This window comes from Caldicellulosiruptor naganoensis (genome assembly GCF_026914285.1).
GTDB lineage: Bacteria > Bacillota > Thermoanaerobacteria > Caldicellulosiruptorales > Caldicellulosiruptoraceae > Caldicellulosiruptor > Caldicellulosiruptor naganoensis.
Map to the genome: position 1 here is coordinate 1,660,646 of NZ_CP113864.1, position 17,658 is coordinate 1,678,303.

19 protein-coding genes and 1 pseudogene are annotated in these 17,658 nt (G+C 34.5%); 2 read left to right on the plus strand and 18 right to left on the minus strand.

Annotation, left to right across the window (positions count from 1 at the left end):
* Nucleotides 1-66: 66 nt before the first annotated feature.
* A complete protein-coding gene (locus OTJ99_RS08285) occupies nucleotides 67-747 on the plus strand; it encodes a Crp/Fnr family transcriptional regulator (protein ID WP_045165843.1) in 681 nt (226 codons plus the stop codon).
* A gap of 350 nt (nucleotides 748-1,097) precedes the next feature.
* Here OTJ99_RS08285 and OTJ99_RS08290 read toward each other — a convergent pair whose 3' ends face one another.
* The 5 genes and pseudogenes from OTJ99_RS08290 to OTJ99_RS08310 all read right to left on the minus strand — a co-directional run bounded on the left by OTJ99_RS08290 (nucleotide 1,098) and on the right by OTJ99_RS08310 (nucleotide 3,330).
* A complete protein-coding gene (locus tag OTJ99_RS08290) occupies nucleotides 1,098-1,514 on the minus strand; it encodes a type II toxin-antitoxin system VapC family toxin (RefSeq protein WP_045165842.1) in 417 nt (138 codons plus the stop codon).
* Nucleotides 1,498-1,737 (minus strand): type II toxin-antitoxin system Phd/YefM family antitoxin, encoded by a 240-nt coding sequence (locus OTJ99_RS08295; RefSeq protein ID WP_045165841.1) that lies wholly within the window; start codon nucleotides 1,735-1,737, stop codon nucleotides 1,498-1,500. Before OTJ99_RS08295 ends, OTJ99_RS08290 begins: the two co-directional genes overlap by 17 nt.
* Before the next feature lie 356 nt (nucleotides 1,738-2,093).
* A pseudogene (locus tag OTJ99_RS08300) lies at nucleotides 2,094-2,462 on the minus strand (arsenic resistance protein); the annotation flags it as partial.
* A 51-nt stretch (nucleotides 2,463-2,513) separates the two neighbouring features.
* The gene (locus tag OTJ99_RS08305; RefSeq protein ID WP_045165906.1) at nucleotides 2,514-2,927 is read right to left on the minus strand and encodes an arsenate reductase ArsC; all 414 of its coding nucleotides are present in this window, start codon (nucleotides 2,925-2,927) and stop codon (nucleotides 2,514-2,516) included.
* A gap of 25 nt (nucleotides 2,928-2,952) precedes the next feature.
* Nucleotides 2,953-3,330 (minus strand): ArsR/SmtB family transcription factor, encoded by a 378-nt coding sequence (locus OTJ99_RS08310; protein ID WP_045165905.1) that lies wholly within the window; start codon nucleotides 3,328-3,330, stop codon nucleotides 2,953-2,955.
* Between the two features lie 210 nt (nucleotides 3,331-3,540).
* Between OTJ99_RS08310 and OTJ99_RS13145 the strand changes: the two genes are divergently transcribed.
* A complete protein-coding gene (locus tag OTJ99_RS13145) occupies nucleotides 3,541-3,783 on the plus strand; it encodes a hypothetical protein (RefSeq protein ID WP_045165839.1) in 243 nt (80 codons plus the stop codon).
* Nucleotides 3,784-3,861: 78 nt separating this feature from the next.
* On the opposite strand, the gene ftsY is transcribed toward OTJ99_RS13145, so the two are convergent.
* The 13 genes from ftsY to fabG form a co-directional block, all read right to left on the minus strand.
* A complete protein-coding gene (gene ftsY, locus OTJ99_RS08320) occupies nucleotides 3,862-4,764 on the minus strand; it encodes a signal recognition particle-docking protein FtsY (RefSeq protein ID WP_045165838.1) in 903 nt (300 codons plus the stop codon).
* A 15-nt stretch (nucleotides 4,765-4,779) separates the two neighbouring features.
* Nucleotides 4,780-8,304, minus strand: coding sequence for a chromosome segregation protein SMC (gene smc / locus OTJ99_RS08325; protein WP_045165837.1), 3,525 nt, complete (start codon nucleotides 8,302-8,304; stop codon nucleotides 4,780-4,782).
* Nucleotides 8,305-8,491: 187 nt separating this feature from the next.
* Nucleotides 8,492-9,187, minus strand: a complete 696-nt coding sequence (locus OTJ99_RS08330; protein ID WP_045165836.1) for a hypothetical protein — start codon at nucleotides 9,185-9,187, stop codon at nucleotides 8,492-8,494.
* 20 nt (nucleotides 9,188-9,207) lie between these two features.
* Nucleotides 9,208-9,840, minus strand: a complete 633-nt coding sequence (locus OTJ99_RS08335) for an amidase domain-containing protein (protein ID WP_307735269.1) — start codon at nucleotides 9,838-9,840, stop codon at nucleotides 9,208-9,210.
* 528 nt (nucleotides 9,841-10,368) lie between these two features.
* Nucleotides 10,369-10,629 carry a stage V sporulation protein S gene (locus tag OTJ99_RS08340; protein ID WP_011917140.1) on the minus strand — a complete coding sequence of 87 codons (261 nt, stop codon included), beginning with the start codon at nucleotides 10,627-10,629 and terminating at the stop codon, nucleotides 10,369-10,371.
* 111 nt (nucleotides 10,630-10,740) lie between these two features.
* Entirely contained in the window at nucleotides 10,741-11,580 is an 840-nt protein-coding gene (gene pstA, locus OTJ99_RS08345; protein ID WP_045165834.1) for a phosphate ABC transporter permease PstA, read from the minus strand.
* Nucleotides 11,577-12,431, minus strand: a complete 855-nt coding sequence (gene pstC, locus OTJ99_RS08350) for a phosphate ABC transporter permease subunit PstC (protein ID WP_045165833.1) — start codon at nucleotides 12,429-12,431, stop codon at nucleotides 11,577-11,579. Before pstC ends, pstA begins: the two co-directional genes overlap by 4 nt.
* A 62-nt stretch (nucleotides 12,432-12,493) precedes the next feature.
* On the minus strand, nucleotides 12,494-13,312 hold the full coding sequence (locus tag OTJ99_RS08355; protein ID WP_045165832.1) for a phosphate ABC transporter substrate-binding protein: 819 nt from the start codon (nucleotides 13,310-13,312) through the stop codon (nucleotides 12,494-12,496).
* Between the two features lie 132 nt (nucleotides 13,313-13,444).
* Complete coding sequence (locus OTJ99_RS08360; RefSeq protein ID WP_045165831.1) at nucleotides 13,445-14,470, minus strand: elongator complex protein 3; 1,026 nt, start codon at nucleotides 14,468-14,470, stop codon at nucleotides 13,445-13,447.
* Entirely contained in the window at nucleotides 14,467-15,156 is a 690-nt protein-coding gene (rnc, locus tag OTJ99_RS08365) for a ribonuclease III (protein WP_235374817.1), read from the minus strand. The genes OTJ99_RS08360 and rnc overlap by 4 nt, the downstream gene beginning before the upstream one ends.
* A gap of 93 nt (nucleotides 15,157-15,249) precedes the next feature.
* Nucleotides 15,250-16,488 (minus strand): beta-ketoacyl-ACP synthase II, encoded by a 1,239-nt coding sequence (gene fabF, locus OTJ99_RS08370; protein WP_045165830.1) that lies wholly within the window; start codon nucleotides 16,486-16,488, stop codon nucleotides 15,250-15,252.
* An 80-nt stretch (nucleotides 16,489-16,568) separates the two neighbouring features.
* Nucleotides 16,569-16,805, minus strand: a complete 237-nt coding sequence (gene acpP, locus OTJ99_RS08375) for an acyl carrier protein (protein WP_045165829.1) — start codon at nucleotides 16,803-16,805, stop codon at nucleotides 16,569-16,571.
* 87 nt (nucleotides 16,806-16,892) lie between these two features.
* Nucleotides 16,893-17,639: a 3-oxoacyl-[acyl-carrier-protein] reductase gene (gene fabG / locus OTJ99_RS08380; protein ID WP_045165828.1), complete on the minus strand. Its 747-nt coding sequence runs from the start codon at nucleotides 17,637-17,639 to the stop codon at nucleotides 16,893-16,895.
* Nucleotides 17,640-17,658: the final 19 nt, after the last annotated feature.

Sequence of the window (17,658 nt, forward strand, 5' to 3'; positions counted from 1 at the left end):
ATATGGTTTAGAATATATTTGCGGTAACATATGTTACAGTTTTAAATTTTGAGAGGAGAAAATTTTATGAGCTATTCTAAACTATCCAAAACGAAATTATTTAAAGGTATAGAAGAAAATGATATCGAAAGGCTTTTGTGTGGCTGCAGCTTGGTCCAAAAGAGTTTTGAAAAAGATGAGATAATTGCGTTTGAAGGAGATGAATGCACATCAATAGGATTAATTCTTGATGGAATGGTGGATATTAAAAAAGTCTCTGCATCTGGTAAAGAATATACAATAACAACTTTGCTTCCTGGAGATACATTTGGAGAAGCCGTAGTATTTTCTTCATCAAATTTTTTCCCAGCAATGGTTGTTGCAAAATGTAATACTACAATCTTGTTTATACCAAAAGAAGCTATTATCAATATGAGCAAAAAATGTGAAAGGTTTTTGTACAACTATCTAAATATATTGTCAGATAGAATTCTACTTCTAAATTCAAAACTAAAAGAATCTACACTTATAACTCTGCGACGAAAGATCTGTAATTTTTTGCTTGAAGAGTTCAAAAAGCAAAAAAGCCTCAAGATAAAGCTTTCTCTTTCAAAGCAGGAACTTGCAGAAAAGTTCAATGTGCAAAGACCTTCTTTGTCAAGAGAGCTGATAAAGATGAGAGAAGAGGGACTTATAGATTTTTGGGGAAAGGAAATCTGGATTAAAAATCTGGAAAGAATTGAAGAGTATTTATATGAAAATGCTTAAAAAATACCGTTAAAGAAAAAAAGAGGCTGTCACACCTCAATATTTTGATGTGCTCCCAAAATTGGGATATAATATTAGTTCAGTTTTTTATAATGTATCAAGAACATTTAAGTAGATTGCTTACATGGAAGCAATCTAAAACAAATTAGAACCAGAAAAATCAGAGCATATAAGTATTAAATTTTGTCCAGCTTTTAAAAAATTTGTTCATGAAAGGCTTTGAAATGGTAATACTAAAAAATAAAGGTAGGCAAGATTATCCTGAATGATTTCTTACCAAGAGGGATGGTTCAATTTAAATACACAAAATTGTTTACAGACCCATAAGTTGTTCTGACTTGAGAACTTGTTTATTGCTTGATTATCTTATGAACAAAATCATAAGGAGTTATCGCTCTTGATGTAAGCTTTTTAAACTTATCATCTCTCGTTATTAACCACTCCGCCCTAATTTTTTTTGCACATCGAAGTTGTAAAGCATCTTCTAAATCTTTTATAGCTGAATTTTTCAAAGCATCTTCTACATCCTTTTTATTTATACTAACAAGTTTTACTATACCAAGTAATGCTTCAATACCTTGATGTGCTTTTTCATTTCCTAAATTTTTGGAGATAAAATAATAAATATCTGTTACAGCAAAAGAAGCAATGTACCCTTCCACAATGTTTTGCTCACAAAACTTTAATACTTTATAGGAATCAACGTCAAATGGTGGTCTTTTTAATAAAACATCCAAAATAACATTAGTGTCAATTAGCACCTTCATACTTTTTTAGCCTCTCATTCCTTATTTGTTTTACATCTATCTCTTTATTACTGCAATTCTCCAGCAAACCATATAAAAAATCTACTGCAGAGGTATCACTCTTTCTAATTGGTATAAGTTTAGCAACCTGCTTTCCATTTTTTGTAATAATAATCTCTTCTTTCTCAGCAAGTTTTAAATACTTCCCTACTCTCATTTTAAATTCTGTTGCATTCACAATCATAGCTATCACCTCATTTTAAAGCTTAGCTATTTTTATTGTAACATAAAATAGTCACTGTCGTAAATCGTATTTTGACCAGTTGGACGGTTTCTTTTTCAAAACTTTTTCATAAAAAATTGAAATTCGGAGTAGTACTATTTTTTCAACATTCCAAAAATCATTGCTGAATAAATGATATTAATCCATATAGGCGAGAAGCTGAATGGAGTATAATGAAAAATAAAAGAGCATTCGGTGTTGGTAAAATAAGAAAAAAATTAAAACTTCTATTTAGAACAAGCGATTTTTAAAGGTATAATATACCAATTGTATTAAGTAGTAAAATTTTTCTCAACAACACTGTTCAAAAGGTAGCTTTAATTGTATGCTCTATAAAATCTCTTTTTAAAATACAAAGCCACATTTACAAGTATGAGCATAACAGGCACCTCAATTGGCGGTCCAATTACAGTTGCAAATGCTTCTCCTGAACCCCAACCAAATGTTGCAACAGCAACCGCAATTGCAAGTTCAAAGTGGTTGCTCGCCGCTGTCAAACCAACAGTTGCATTTTCTGGATATGGATATCTCATCTTATATGAAGTAAAGAAGGTTATCAAGAACACTATTACAAAGTAAAATGTAAGAGGTATTGCAATCCTTATAACGTGTAGTGGAAGTTCAACAATGTATTTACCTTTAAGAGAAAACATCACAATGACTGTAAACAACAGTGCAACTAAGGTTTACTTTCTTTACCAGTATAACCCTTGTTAATAGTCCTTTTTGTTCCATTGTTATTTTTCATCCCCATAATATTCTTTTTTCACTCTTTCAATCAAATCTAAGACCTTATTTTCTATCTCATCTCTGATTTTTCTAAACTCCTCAATGGGTTTTCCTGCAGGGTCGCTCAAACCCCAGTCTTCTTTGTGTTTGCAAGGCAAGTTTGGACATTCCACTCCGCAGCCCATTGTGATTAAATAATCTACCTCTTTGGGAATATCAAAAATTGTTTTTGGAAATTGAGTTGAGATGTCAATCCCCTTTTCTTTCATAACCTCAATTGCCAAAGGATTGACTTTGTCTGCTATCTCTGTACCTGCACTAAAGACTTCAATTAAATCTTTGCCATAGTAGCGAGCAAAACCTTCTGCCATCTGGCTTCGACAGGAATTCCCAACACACACAAAAGCAACTTTTGGTTTCATACCTATGGCATCTCCTTTCTTTTTTTTAACCTTTTGTAAAAGTTTTATTAGCTTCTTCTGTTGCTTTTTCACAGCTAAATCCATTTTTATTTTCTTCCTTTAGCTTCTTCAAATCACTTTTGAAAGGCTCTTCAGATGAAAATTTTGTCTTCAAAAACTCACAAAGCTCACCATATTCTCTGCAAAACTCATCAGATACGCGATAATAAATCCACTGAGATGTTTTTCTGTAAGAAACAATTCCCCTCATTTTTAGTACCTGAAGATGTCTTGAAACATTTGACTGAGTAAGCCCTAAGACCTTTTCAATCTCACACACGCAAAGTTCATTTCCTAAAAGAAGATTCAAAATCCTAAGCCTATTTTGGTCGCCCAATGCTTTGAAAATTTCAGCAAGTTTCATATCTTTCACTCTTCTCTTTCCATGATTATATTCAAATTTAATCATATAATATCACATTGTTAAGAGTTTGTCAATAAAAATTATGTGAATTAATTATCCCACTAAATTCAGTACATAGCAAAAGTATTCTAAGCCTTATCACATCCTGTTAGAATCAAAATTGTAAAACTTCTATTAGAGAAATCTAAGTATGTTTGTAAACTGCAGGAAATGGTTATAAAAGATGCCCAAATTTTAGTACCTGAAAAGATTGGGTTAAATGTTTGTTACAAACTTAAAAATGAAAATGTAAAAAAATTATTTGAAGTTGCAAAAATCCTGGCATATTTTGTATTGGAAGAATTACAATCAGAAGCGATTGAAATGCATGTCACCATTGGAGTATCGCAACCATCTCCTTGGTATATCAAGATAATAAAGGTAGCACCAACCGCTGTGCTTGGTGCTACCTGAAAAAATTTTTATTTTATTATTTTCTCTGTCTACTTGACAGGGGGCAGTTCATTTCTTCCCTGACAGCCTTCAAGTTTGCTATTCAAACAGGGCGTCAATAAACTCTCTTGGATTAAATTCTTGGAGGTCGTCTATTTTTTCACCAACACCAATGAATTTCACAGGAATTTTTAGCTCATCACAGATAGAAACAACAATTCCACCTTTTGCTGTACCATCAAGCTTGGTAAGAACAATTCCTGAAATGTTTACTGCTTGGTTAAATTCCTTTGCTTGAATGAGTCCATTTTGACCAGTTGCAGCATCAATCACAAGCAATGTTTCTTTTTCAGCATCTGGCATTTGCTGATTTATCACACGGTCAATCTTTTTAAGCTCTTCAATCAGATTTTTCTTTGTATGAAGTCTTCCTGCTGTGTCAACAATCAAAACATCAGCCCTTCTTGCTTTCATTGCTTGAATGCTATCAAACACAACTGCTGCAGGGTCAGCACCCTCAACGTGTTTTATAATATCACATCCAACCCTTTTTGCCCAAATCTCAAGCTGGTCAATTGCAGCTGCTCTGAAAGTATCTGCTGCTGCAATGATAACCTTTTTGCCATTTGACTTGAGAAGGTTTGCAATCTTGCCAATTGAGGTTGTCTTTCCGACCCCATTGACACCAACCATGAGAATGATTAGCGGATATCTTTCCTTTAATTTATTCGGCAAGTTTATGATATTGAACATCTCTTCTTTTAAAAGTTCTTTTACAGCCTGGCTATCTGAAATCTTGTTCTTTTTAACTTTTTCTTTGAGGTTTTCTATAATTTTTTGAGATGTTCTTACACCAACATCAGATAGTACTAAAACCTCTTCAAGCTCATCAAATAACTCATCATCCACCTGTTTGAATGCTTTTAACAAATTTTCAACCTTTTCAGTAAAATTTTTCTTTGTCTTTGAAAGTCCTTCTCTTAATCTATCGAAAAGCCCCATTTCTCATCATCCTTTCTATATTTTTTCTAACTTGAGTGACAGCACCTTTGACACACCTTGCTCTTCCATTGTAACACCATAGAGTACATCTGCAATCTCCATGGTAGGCTTTCTATGAGTGACAATTATAATCTGGCTTTGATTATTGAGATTTTTGAGAAACTGAGCAAATCTTTGAACATTTGCCTCGTCTAAGCTTGAGTCAATCTCATCTAATATACCCACAAGAGAACCTTTGAAGATTAAAAACGCAAACAAAAGTGCTATTGCTGTTAAAGCTTTCTCTCCACCAGAAAGGAGATTTATATTCTGAAGTTTTTTGCCTGGTGGCTTTACATCAATATCTATCCCATATTCCTCCTCACTTTGAATTAACTTCAAGTCACAGCTACCACCATTGAATAATTCTTTAAAAGTCTCTGAAAATATGTTTTTTATCTTTTCAAAATTTTCCAAGAATATATTTTTCATATTCTTATTCAGCTCATCTATAAGGTTTTGTAGCTCATTGCTTGTCTTTTCCAAGTCTTCAATTTGCCTTTGCAAAAACTCTACTCTTTCATTTAGCCTCTTTTCTTGTTCTATCGAATAAAGGTTGACTGGCCCAAGCTGTTCAATAGCTGAAGAGAGATTTACAATCTCCTCTTCTTTTTTTTCTGACCACTCAATTTCCCCATCTGGCAAATATATCTCTTCGTTAAAAAGATCAGAATATTTTTCTTTTATGCTCCCAATTTGATTTTCTAAGTTGTTTTTTTCAATTACGAGGCTATTTAGTTTTCGCTCTGCATTTTGAATATCCTCTGATATTTTATTTACAATTTCGACCTCCTTATTAGACATGAAAGCCAAGTTTGAGTGTTCTTTTTCCATTTTCTCAATCTCATCTTTTAGTTTGTCAAGATGATCCTTTTGGGCTTCAACCACATGTGAAACTTCACTAATTTGCCCCTCAAGCTCTTTTATCTCTTGATCACACTTTAACTTCTGTTCTTGTTTTTTTACCTTTTGATCTTCTAAATTTTTTAAACTTTGCTGTGCACTTTCGAGCTTATGCTTTAAAATAGAAATTTCCGCTTCGATCTGGTTTTTTTCTTCTAAAAGCCTTCTATATTCATTGTCAAATAAGCTGTAATTTTCCTTTAATTTTCTAAGTTTTGACTTTAAATCCGAGGTCACTCTTTCAATCTCTGCTTTTGACTTTTCTAAACTTTGTATGGTTTTTCTGGTAACTTCAATGTCACTCTGTAGGTTAGTTGCCTGATCATTTATAAGTTTTTTTTCACTTTCTAAAGACCGCCTTTTTTGAATAAGCTGTTCTTTTTTGTATTCACACATTTCAACCTCTTTTTGTATACCATCAATCTTAGCAACCAAATCCTTAATTTTACCATCTACTGATTCCTTTTCTTGATTCAAACTATATACTTCTTGACTCTTTTCTAAAATCTGCTTTTCCAGGGTATCGAGTTCAGATGCCAAAATTAAAACTTGGTTTTCCAACTCATCTTTTTCAACTTTTCTTTCAAGCAAAGAAAAGTCAGCTTTTTTTTCACCGCCAACGAAAATTCCACCAGGGTTTATAAGCTCACCAGAAAGAGTTACACATCGTGATCTATATGAAGTTCTTCTTTGATACTCTATAGCATTGTCAATAGTATCAAACACAAGTGTCCGTCCAACCAATAGCTCTATAACCTTCCTAAATTCCTCTTTTGTTTCTACAAATTCATCTGCAAACCCAAGGAAACCTTCTGCTTTCACATCTTCTTTAGAAGACGAAATCACTACTGTCTCAATTGGAACAATTGTCACTTTCCCAAGCTTTTCATTTTTAGCAAGGTCAATAATACTCTTAGCGTCACTTTCATTTTTAACAACAAGATGCTGTATTGCATTGCCAAGAGCTGATTCAACAGCTTTTACATATTGTTTTTTTACATTGATTAAGCTTCCAACAGTTCCATATAAGTCTACTGGCAAGTTTTTTACCCTTTTGAATATTTCTTTTATGGTTTTACTATATCCTTCTAAATTCTCCTCCATTGCCTTTAATACATTTAGTTTCTCTTTTTTCTTTATCATCTCGCTTGAAAGTTCATGTACTTTGTTTTGTACATCTAAAAGTTGTTTTTCTCTCTCCTTTATACCTTGTTTTATGTTATCAAGCTCTTTTGTCAGTCTTTCTTTCTCAGCTTCCAACTTACTCTTTTGTAATTCTTTCTCTGTTTTTATCTTATCCAGTCTTTGAAGTTCATTTAAAATTTCTTTTTCTTCTTCCTCTATTCTGTTTTCTCTTTCAAGCAAAGCGTTCTTAAGATGCAAAAGGCCATTTAACTTCTGATTATCCTTTTCAATCTGAGATATCTTCTCTATTAGCTCGGTTTCCTTGTTTTGAATCTCATTTTCAATCTGAAAAATCCTATTTTTTACATCTTCCAATTCTTCCAAAAGCTTGCTCTGTTTTTCGACAATCTGATTGTAAATATGATCTTTTTCTGAAAGTTTTTCTTTATAATCTGACAAAACTCTTACAATTTCGTGACCTTCTTCATCAATCTTTTTGAGCTCATTTGTTATATCCTCAAGGAGCTGAAATTTGCCTTCAAGCTGTTTTTTTAAAAATTTCAGTTTTGAAGTATTCTCAGCAAGTTCATCTTTCAGCCTACTGTAATTTTCTTTAGAACTTTCAAGTTGCTGAGTTAATAAATCAAGTTGAAGCTTCTTTTCGCTCAATCTTTTCTCAATTTCCAGTTTGCTATTTGTAAGCTTTTCTAGATCTTCTTTTAAACTTTCTATCTGTGCTTCTGTAGACTTGTAGCTCTCGCTTACCAATTTATAGCTAAAAAGATACTTTTCTCTTTTTAAGTCTGACAGCTTTCTATTCAGCTCTATGTATGCCTTTGCTTTTTCAACCTCTGGGGCTATTTCTTCAAGCTGAGACTTTAACTCAAACATCACGTCCTGGAGTCTTAGGATGTTTTCGTGAGTATTTTTTAGCTTCCGCTCAGCCTCTTCTTTTCTGTATTTGTACTTTGTAATACCACACGCTTCCTCAAATATTTTATATCTTTCAAATGGCCTTGCATTTATTATCTCATCAACTCTGCCCTGTGAGATAATTGAATAACCATCTTTGCCAAGACCAGAATCAAGAAAAAGTTCGTAGATGTCTTTTAACCTGCAGGCTGTCTTGTTGATAAAAAACTCGCTCTCACCGCTTCTAAAAAGCCTTCTTGTAATTACAACCTCTTCAAAATCAATAGGCAGCTTTCCATCAGAGTTGTCAAAGCATATAGAAACCTCCGCAAACCCCTGTGATCTTCTCTTTTCTGTCCCGGCAAAAATTAAATCTTCAAGTTTACTTGCTCGCAAAAGTTTAAGGCTCTGCTCACCCAAAGCCCATCTAATTGCGTCAGTGATATTGCTCTTGCCACAACCGTTTGGTCCAACTATTGCAGTAATGCCTTTTTCAAACTCTATCCGTGTCTTTTCACAAAAAGATTTAAAACCATAGATTTCAAGCCATTTTATGTACATCTTTAGCTCTTCCCCCATAAAGATTAAAACAACAATTATTTTAGCAAAAATACAGGGACAATTCTATATTACTATTGCAACTGGCTCAGAATGATTATTTAAGAATACAAATTAAAAAGAGGCTGTCTATTTGTTTATTGAACAGCCCCTTTTAATTTTTGGATTAAATATTACATTCTTGCAACTTTTATGGCTCATACCCGGGAAGATAATTAAAGTCTTCCGAAATTATTTTCCACTCTCCGTTTTCTTTTTCTAAACTATATTGGTAGCGCATACCATATTTTATTTTGTACTCACGTATTTTCTTAGGTAGTTTTTCAGTTTTCTCGACAAATCTTTTCTGTTTTTCAGGTGACATTTTATAACCTTTTGCATTGGTTATTTCATTCAATTCAGAAGTTGGTATTTTATCATTATCCAAGGCAAGACCAATTGATTTGCTTTCACCAAATACATCCACAGTAGCTATTGCTTTGTCTCCATCAATTTTTATTTCTAAAAATTTTATATCAGTCATTTTATCTTCAACAAATCTAAGATCGCTATACGCTGAACCAACAACAGCATTCTTGTAAACTTCCAGTCTATTATTAAGCCAACCAGATTTGTTACTAAAATACTTTTTACATGCTTGTTCAACCTCATTCAGTTTCTTATTTATAATTTCTTGAGGAATTTTAATGTCCGGTGCTTTTGCATATTCAGCAGGAAAGATACTTGCCTGGTCGTATATCTTTAAAGCACCTATTATTGTCTCTTTTATTTGTTTTTCATTATTTAATTGTTGATTACTTTTTACACTAATACCAATTATTATTGTACTGCTTACAACTAAAATTAAAGAAATAATTAAAACTATACTTTTCTTCTTTCTTTTCATTTTTTAACACCTCTCTATTTTTATTTTGGGCGAATTGCAACTATTGTTGTTGTAGTACGTTTTTGGTTATACGGACTTAAATGCCAAATTGCATGAAATCTATCATAAGTGTGTTGATCTTGAACATTGCCAGTTCTCCCATAAGTAGTAGAATCGTACCCTAAACCTACAGAAACACCAGCATGATCAAATCTTCCATCTGAATTCCAATCATAAAATAGAATATCACCAGGTTGAAGTACATCATTATAATCGTTAAAGCCTATTTGCCCCTCATATTTCCATCTACCTAAAATCGTTCCCCTGGCTGAGTTTGATAGATATCTGTACAAATCATCAGCTACACTCCAAGCTGTTCCCCAATTCCACCACCAAAGAACTTTCTTGCAATACCAACCATTTCGTTTATCAAATGGCAAAGTTCCTCCCTCATGCATTGCTTGAGATGCAAAATTTGTGCAATCTGCGTCAAAACTAGGGTAGTTTGAATTTCTGCTTAGTGCCCAAATATCTGCATATGAAGCAGCTCCCCAGTTATTGTAAGCTGCTTCAACTTTTACACAATTGAAACAATTTCGATTTGTTAGTCTTATACTCTTATGTTCCTTAATAATTTCAGCAGAAATATAAATAGTAATATAAAACGGAAATATATTATTTTAGTATACAAAAATTTTAATGGAATAACATTGCCTCTTTGGTAATTTATTTGTCTTTATAATAAAAAAAGAAAAAGAAAAAAAATCAATGTGTACTTTTCACAAAATTTAGAGTTATATTTTATTATCTTTTACCATTTCCGCAACTGGCTTCAGTGATATGAAGACATTCTGAATTTAACAACAGAACAAAGATGTTAAAGAGAAGAGCATACCGAGTTTAGGAATTTGAAAAGTTCAAAAAGAGGATACTGGTAAGTCTTACAAATTAAGAAGGTGGCAAATGTAAATATTTAAAAATTCCCTTTTTAGTATGGAATGGAATTGGTCGATAAGCTTTCACAATCAAATATTTATTATAGTCATATCTATAATATTGTATTATTGTTGTAATTAAACACATGCTTAATTAAACTGAAAGGTGGGCATTCAGAACACCCACCCCAACTCTTGACAAAGAGTCAAACAAATAAAAAAAGCAGGTAGTTTTTTCTACCTGCCCACTTTAAAATGTCCCCTTTGTTATCTTGCTTGGACTATGAACTTTATTGCAGTTCTCTCTTCCCCATCGATATTAATCTCTGAAAAAGCAGGGATTACAATCAAATCAATGCCATTTGGTGCCACTTTACCTCTTGCAATTGCAATGGCTTTAACAGCCTGATTTACAGCACCTGCTCCAACTGCCTGAAGCTCTGCACATCTTTTTTCTTTTATCACAGCAGTTAGAGCCCCTGCCACCTTCTGTGGTTTTGATGTAGCAGCAACCTTTAGAACTTCCATCCTTTCCATACCTCCTGAATTTGGTGTTGTGACAGCTTGTTCAACTATTCAGTTATATAATTCTACACGATTTAAAAAATTCCTTCTTGACAAGTATAAAAATTTTTTATATTAGCGACCTAATATCTTGCTGTATCTTCTAATTATCATGTTTGCACAGGTATTTATAAGAAGTACAATGACAATCAAAAGGGTTGCTGTTGCATAAGAGTTTACCTTTGAAAGCCCCTCAGAAGAGAGGATATACAGGTGCACAGCCATTGTCCTTGTCGGGCTAAATATGCTTGTCGGAAGGTTCAAGGAACTTCCTGCAGTCAAGAGCACTGCAGCAGTCTCACCAATTGCCCTTCCAACACCTAAAATTACACCTGTCAAAATACCTGGCATTGCAGGAGGTATGACAACTTTCGCAATTGTTTGCCATTTTGTGGCACCAAGGGCAAGACTACCTTCTCTAAAAGACATTGGAACTGTCTTTATTGCTTCTTCAGATGTTCTTATAATTGTTGGCAAAATCATTATTGACAAAGTTAGTGCACCAGACAAGATAGACCATCTAAAACCAAGAGCAATGACAAAAAAGGCAAAACCAAAAAGCCCATAGATGATTGAAGGAATTCCAGCTAATGTTTCAGTACCAAATCTAATAAGCGACAATATCTTCCCTTTTTTTGCGTATTCTGTAAGATAGATTGCAGCCAAAACACCGATTGGCGCAGCAATAACCACTGCCAAGATTGTAATGTAAATGGTACCAACTATTACAGGAAAGATTCCTCCGCTTTTTCCCATTTCTTCAGGATAGTCAATAATAAATGACAATTTCAATCCTTGTATTCCATTTATTACAATGTGAAATAAGATCGCTAAAAGAATAGCTATTGTTATCAATGTAAATATTCCAATAATGGCAAACACGATACCCTGTATTATTTTATTTTTCTTTATCATCTTTCTTCACCAACTCTTCTTGCAATTACATTTGCAATTGTATTTAAAATCATAATAATTACAAAAAGTACAATACCAGTTGCAAAAAGAGCCTGGGCATGTTTTCCTGATGCATACCCCATCTCAATTGCAATATTTCCTGTAAGAGTCCTTACCTGGTCAAATATCCCTTTTGGAATCTTGGGACTGTTACCTGCAACCATAATTACTGCCATTGTCTCGCCAATTGCTCTTCCCATTCCCAATATTACCGAGGCAATTATACCTGACCTTGCAGCTGGTAAAATTACTCCTTTTATTGTCTGCCAGTGGGTTGCACCAAGTGCCAATGAACCTTCCTTATACTCCTTTGGCACAGACCTAATCGAAACTTCTGATATGTTTATAATAGTTGGTAGAATCATAATTCCCAAGATTATTGATGAAGCCAAAACTGAAAAACCTGAACCGCCAAACATTTTTCTTATAAGTGGGACAATTACAACAAGCCCGTAAAAACCATACACAACAGAAGGAATACCAGCAAGAAGTTCAACAAAAGGTCGAACTGCCCTCGCAATTTTTTCGCTCACAAGCTCACCCAAAAATATCGCAGTTGCAATACCAATAGGAACTCCTATTATAATTGCCCCTATTGTTACACACACAGAGCCAATTATCATTGGCAAAATACCAAACTTGCCACTCAAAGGTGCCCATTTTGTGCCAAGAATAAAATTGAAAAGCCCGTATTCTTTGATTATTGAAAAGCCTTCTTTGAATATAAATATTGTTATCAACAGGACAGAGATTACAGAAACCGCAGCTGCTAAAAACAAAATTAGTTCAATTCCTCTACTTTTCTTTGGCATACTCTTCTACTCCTCGTTTATGAAAATTTTTATGCCAAACATAGTAAGATGAATCTAAAACTTTATTTTACTCTTATATAATGGTATTTCTCAACTATAGCCTGTCCTTCGTTACTGAGAGCAAAGTCAATAAAGTCTTTTACAAGCCCTGTTGGTTCATCCTTGGTCAAGAATAAAAATGGCCTTTGTAGTTTGTACTTGCCGTTTTTGACATTCTCTTCTGTTGCCTCAACACCTTCAATGCTCACAGCCTTGACAGTTGAGTCGACAATTCCCAGAGAGATAAAGCCAATTGCATTGGGGTCTTGTGAAATTGACTGCTTTACAGCACCATTTGATGGCTGCACAACCGCAGAGTCTGTGATACTTTCACCTTTCATGACAAGCTCTTCAAATGCACCGCGCGTACCTGAACCTTCTTCACGTGTTACAACAACAATCTGTGCGTCTTTCCCACCAACATCTTTCCAATTTTTAATCTTTCCTGAATAGATATTTCTTATCTGTGACAAGGTAAGATTTTTGATCGGGTTTGAAGGATTGACAACAATTGCTATTCCATCAATTGCAATCTTAAATTCATTCAAACCTTTTTCTTCAGGTTTTAGTTCACGCGAAGATGTTCCAATGTCAGCAACACCATCTCTTGCTGATTTTATTCCAACTCCAGAACCACCACCCTGAACCTCAATTTTTACATCAGGGTGTTTTTGCATAAACGCTTTTGCCAAATCGTCTGCCAAAGGTTGAACAGAAGTAGAACCCGCAACTGTAATTGACTTTTTAGAAGATGGGCCTTGAACAGTTGAACTTTTGCATCCAAACAGCAAAAAGCTTAGCATACTAATTATCAAAAACAGAGTAACAATTTTTTTGTTCATCTTTTCACTCCTCAATAAAAGTTTTTGTTTACAAAATATTTTTACCCTTTGTATCGATTCTTACTTTTTCAATTCTATAATATCAATGTTAAATCAATTTAAAATGAACGTTAAATCTATGTTAAAAACACCTCACAGCCCTTTAATATCAATAATCACCTCTTTTTCATCAGCCAAAATTCTTATCGCATCTGGGTCTTCATATTCGTTTATGATCTTTATGGCATCTAAATTGTACCTTTCTTTCAGTCGCTCAATATTTCTTTTCTTCTGCCCTACGAGCTTTGAGAAGTTTTTTGGATGTACAAAAATCTTAAGATCTTTTAGGTTTTCTTGTGGCAATACATTTTTCACCTTTCTAAATATTATTTCTGAATCAACAAGTTCACCAAATGAAGGATGAAAGGGGCCTGCAATTACCTTAGCGTTATAATTTATCTCTTCTGTCGGCTGAAGACCTACTCTTATGACTTTTACATTATGGTCCATAAAAATTTCTTTCATTTGGCTACTTATTAGAACTGCATCTTCCAAAGACAAAGGCTGATACTCACCTTTTTTATACATCTCAGCAAGATATGTGTCTTCTATAACCAAGGTAGGGTAGATTCTTGCAATGTTGGGCTGATAACGGCATAAAATTTCTGCACTTTTTATATCTTTCTCAGGAGTTGAATTTGGAAGACCTACCATAAGCTGCACACCTAACAAAAAATCAAATGATTTTATAAGTTCTATTGCCTTAACCGAATCTTTTGCAGTATGCCCCCTCTTTGAAGCTTCTAAAACATCATCAAACATGCTCTGTATACCAAGCTCTATTGTTTTTACATTGTAATCTTTCAAAAATCCCAAAGTTTCTTTATCTATACAATCTGGTCTTGTGGAAATTCGAATACTTTTTATCTTTTCAAAGCTTTTTGCAAGCTCAAGAAGTTTTTGCTGCATTCTTATATCAACAGCCGTGAAATTTCCTCCATAATATGCAAGTTCTACATCTTTACCCTTATTTTTACTAAGCCCCTCTTCAATCTGGCGTTTTATTCTCTGCACAGTCACATCCTCTTTTTCACCTGAGATTATTTTCTGGTTGCAGAATATACACTTAAAAGGGCATCCGTATTGAGGAATAAAAATAGGAAGAATTCTATATTTCAATCCTCTATCACTCTCAGCTTTTTAAGTGCCTTTAAAGCTGCCTCTTGCTGCGCTTCCTTCTTGCTATTTCCATACCCTTCTGAAATTTTATTTTTTCCAATGTAGAGCTCTGACTTGAACCTTGATAAATTATTTTCAAGGTTTTCATAATCTATATATTTAATCTCAATATTTTTCTCTCTCTGAATAAATTCTTGAAGCTTTGTTTTGTAATCATAAAAGAGTTTTCCCTCAGCAGCCTTTTTAATAAACGGTTCTATAAGATTTATGACTATTTTTTCAGCCATCTCAAATCCTGATTCCAGAAAAATACTACCAAATATTGCCTCAAGCACATCCGACCAAATTGACTTGTTATTCTCAAAACCTTCTTTTCTTTCATTCTTCCCAAATACAATATACTTTTTCAGATTCAGCGTTTCAGCAACCTTTGAAAGTGTCTCACTGCACACAATTGTTGTGCGAAGATTTGTAAGCTCACCTTCTGAAAGTTGCGGAAAATGCTCAAAAAGATATTTGCTCACAACAAGCTCTAATACAGCATCTCCCAAAAATTCAAGTCTCTCGTAGCAACTTTTGTCATCATGGGTTGCTGACTTGTGAGTTAGTGCAAGCTTTAATAGGTCTGGATTTTTAAACCTATAACCAAGTTTTTTCTCTATATCTGTCATTTCTGTACCTCTCATTGCTGTATTTCTCCTATCTTACACAAAATACTCAAAACACTCAAAAAATATAAATGCCCCAACCACTCACACACTCAATTGGGGCATTTAATATCAGCCTTCATATCTTTTTAAAACAAGAACTGCATTGTGTCCACCAAAACCAAACGAGTTTGTCATTGCATACTTAATACTTCTCTCTTTCCCTTGGTTTACAGTGTAGTCCAAATCACACTCTTCATCTTTTGTAGCATAGTTTATAGTTGGCGGAACAAACTGGTTATATACCGCTAAAGCTGTAATCAAAGTCTCAACAGCTCCTGCTGCGCCAAGCCAGTGCCCTGTCATTGACTTTGTTGAGCTAATGGAAAGCTTGTATGCATGATCCCCAAACACCTTTTTGATCGCAAGTGTTTCAAACTTGTCGTTGTATGGGGTGGATGTACCATGTGCGTTTATATAATCAATCTCTTGAGGTTCAATTCCTGCATCCTTTATTGCTTTTTGCATTGCAAGCATAGGCCCTTCGCCCTCCGGATCAGGTGCTGTTATATGATATGCATCGTCTGATGCACCATATCCAACAACCTCAGCATAAATCTTAGCACCGCGCTTTTTGGCATGCTCAAGCTCTTCCAAAATCAGTATTGCTGAGCCTTCGCCCATTACAAACCCGTCTCTATCCTTGTCAAAAGGCCTGCAGGCAGTCTGCGGATCAGGGTTTGTTGACATTGCTTTCATCGCACAAAACCCTGCAAATGAAAGTGGAGTGATTGCTGCTTCTGATCCACCTGTAATGATTATATCCGCATCTTCACGTTGAATCATCTTAAAAGCCTCGCCAATTGCATGAGCAGATGATGCACATGCTGTCACAATTGTCTCGTTAATTCCTTTAAAACCATAAGTTATGGCAATGTGCCCTGCTGCAATGTTTGCTATCATCATTGGAACAAAGAATGGACTTATCCTTGATGGGCCTTTTTCTCTCAAAATGTTTGCCTGCTCTTCTAATGTTTCAATCCCGCCAATTCCACTTCCAATAACAACACCAACCTTTGTCTTATCAATATTCTCTAAGTCTAATTTGCTATCCTCAAGAGCAAGCTTTGTCGCTGCCAATGCAAAGTGTGTGAATCTGTCCATTCTCCTTACTTCTTTTTTATCTATATAATTTGTTGGGTCAAAGTCAACAATCTCTGCTGCAACTTTTGTTGGGTAGTTTGAAATGTCAAATTTTTCTACAACTTTTATACCATTTTTCCCAGACTTTATCGCACTCCAGAATGTATCTATATCAAACCCCAAGGAGGATATAACTCCAAGTCCTGTTATGACCACTCTTCTTTTCAATGCAAGCAACCTCCTAAACTTTAAATTTTGAATACTTTACCCCTGCTTTTTTAAAAATCAAAAGCAGGGGCAAGTATTTTTTATTGATGCTCCTCGATGTACTTTACCGCATCAGCAACTGTTCTAATCTTCTCCGCATCTTCATCTGGAATTTCAATGTTGAATTCCTCTTCAAGCTCCATGATAAGTTCAACAATGTCCAATGAGTCTGCCCCAAGGTCGTCTAAGAATGATGACTCAGGTGTAATTTTGTCCACTTCAATGTCAAGTTTGTCTGCAATAATTTTTCTTACCTTTTCAAAGATTTCACTGTTCACATAAAACACCTCCAAAAATTTAGGATTTAAAAGATTTGAACTTTTTAAAATGTCCACTATAAGAATATTATTACATAAAGAATATTATTACATAACCATCCCACCGTCAACAACAATAACCTGCCCGGTAATATACGACGACAAGTTTGACGCCAAAAACAGGGCTACATTTGCAACCTCCTCAGCCTCACCAAACCGACCAAGTGGGATGGAAGAAAGCATCATTTCTTTTACCTTGTCACTTAAAACCTCCGTCATGTCAGTTTTTATAAACCCTGGTGCAATAGCATTCACTCTGATATTTCGAGAAGCAAGCTCTTTTGCAAGCGATTTTGTAAGACCTATTATACCAGCTTTTGACGCAGCATAATTTGTTTGCCCTACATTTCCTATAATCCCAACAACAGATGAAATATTTATAATATTACCTTCTCTTTGCTTTACCATCATCTTTGATGCTGCTTTTGCGCACAAAAAGGCACCTTTTAGATTAATAGCAATCACCTTGTCAAAATCTTCCTCATTCATTCTAAGAATTAATCCATCCTTAGTAATCCCGGCATTGTTCACAAGAATGTCAAGTCTTCCGAACTCTTTTTCTATTTGTGAAAACATAGCATTTACTTCCTCTGAGTTTGAAACATCACACTTAATTGTAAGTGCTTTTACTCCCAATTTTTCTATTTCCTCTTTTAGAGTTTGGGCCTGAGACTCACTGGAAGAGTAGTTGATAACTACATTTGCACCATTTTGACCAAACTTTAAAGCTATCGCCCTTCCAATACCCCTTGAAGCGCCTGTTATTAGTGCTACTTTGTCTTTTAAAAGCTGCATATCCTAATTTCCTCCTATT

Bases quoted from the DNA above. Each gene is read 5' to 3' on its own strand.
- OTJ99_RS08285 (WP_045165843.1), top strand. From the start codon at position 67: ATGAGCTATTCTAAACTATCCAAAACGAAATTATTTAAAGGTATAGAA.
- OTJ99_RS08290 (WP_045165842.1), bottom strand. From the start codon at position 1,514: ATGAAGGTGCTAATTGACACTAATGTTATTTTGGATGTTTTATTAAAA.
- OTJ99_RS08295 (WP_045165841.1), bottom strand. From the start codon at position 1,737: ATGATTGTGAATGCAACAGAATTTAAAATGAGAGTAGGGAAGTATTTA.
- OTJ99_RS08305 (WP_045165906.1), bottom strand. From the start codon at position 2,927: ATGAAACCAAAAGTTGCTTTTGTGTGTGTTGGGAATTCCTGTCGAAGC.
- OTJ99_RS08310 (WP_045165905.1), bottom strand. From the start codon at position 3,330: ATGAAACTTGCTGAAATTTTCAAAGCATTGGGCGACCAAAATAGGCTT.
- OTJ99_RS13145 (WP_045165839.1), top strand. From the start codon at position 3,541: ATGGTTATAAAAGATGCCCAAATTTTAGTACCTGAAAAGATTGGGTTA.
- ftsY (WP_045165838.1), bottom strand. From the start codon at position 4,764: ATGGGGCTTTTCGATAGATTAAGAGAAGGACTTTCAAAGACAAAGAAA.
- smc (WP_045165837.1), bottom strand. From the start codon at position 8,304: ATGTACATAAAATGGCTTGAAATCTATGGTTTTAAATCTTTTTGTGAA.
- OTJ99_RS08330 (WP_045165836.1), bottom strand. From the start codon at position 9,187: ATGAAAAGAAAGAAGAAAAGTATAGTTTTAATTATTTCTTTAATTTTA.
- OTJ99_RS08340 (WP_011917140.1), bottom strand. From the start codon at position 10,629: ATGGAAGTTCTAAAGGTTGCTGCTACATCAAAACCACAGAAGGTGGCA.
- pstA (WP_045165834.1), bottom strand. From the start codon at position 11,580: ATGATAAAGAAAAATAAAATAATACAGGGTATCGTGTTTGCCATTATT.
- pstC (WP_045165833.1), bottom strand. From the start codon at position 12,431: ATGCCAAAGAAAAGTAGAGGAATTGAACTAATTTTGTTTTTAGCAGCT.
- OTJ99_RS08355 (WP_045165832.1), bottom strand. From the start codon at position 13,312: ATGAACAAAAAAATTGTTACTCTGTTTTTGATAATTAGTATGCTAAGC.
- rnc (WP_235374817.1), bottom strand. From the start codon at position 15,156: ATGAGAGGTACAGAAATGACAGATATAGAGAAAAAACTTGGTTATAGG.
- fabG (WP_045165828.1), bottom strand. From the start codon at position 17,639: ATGCAGCTTTTAAAAGACAAAGTAGCACTAATAACAGGCGCTTCAAGG.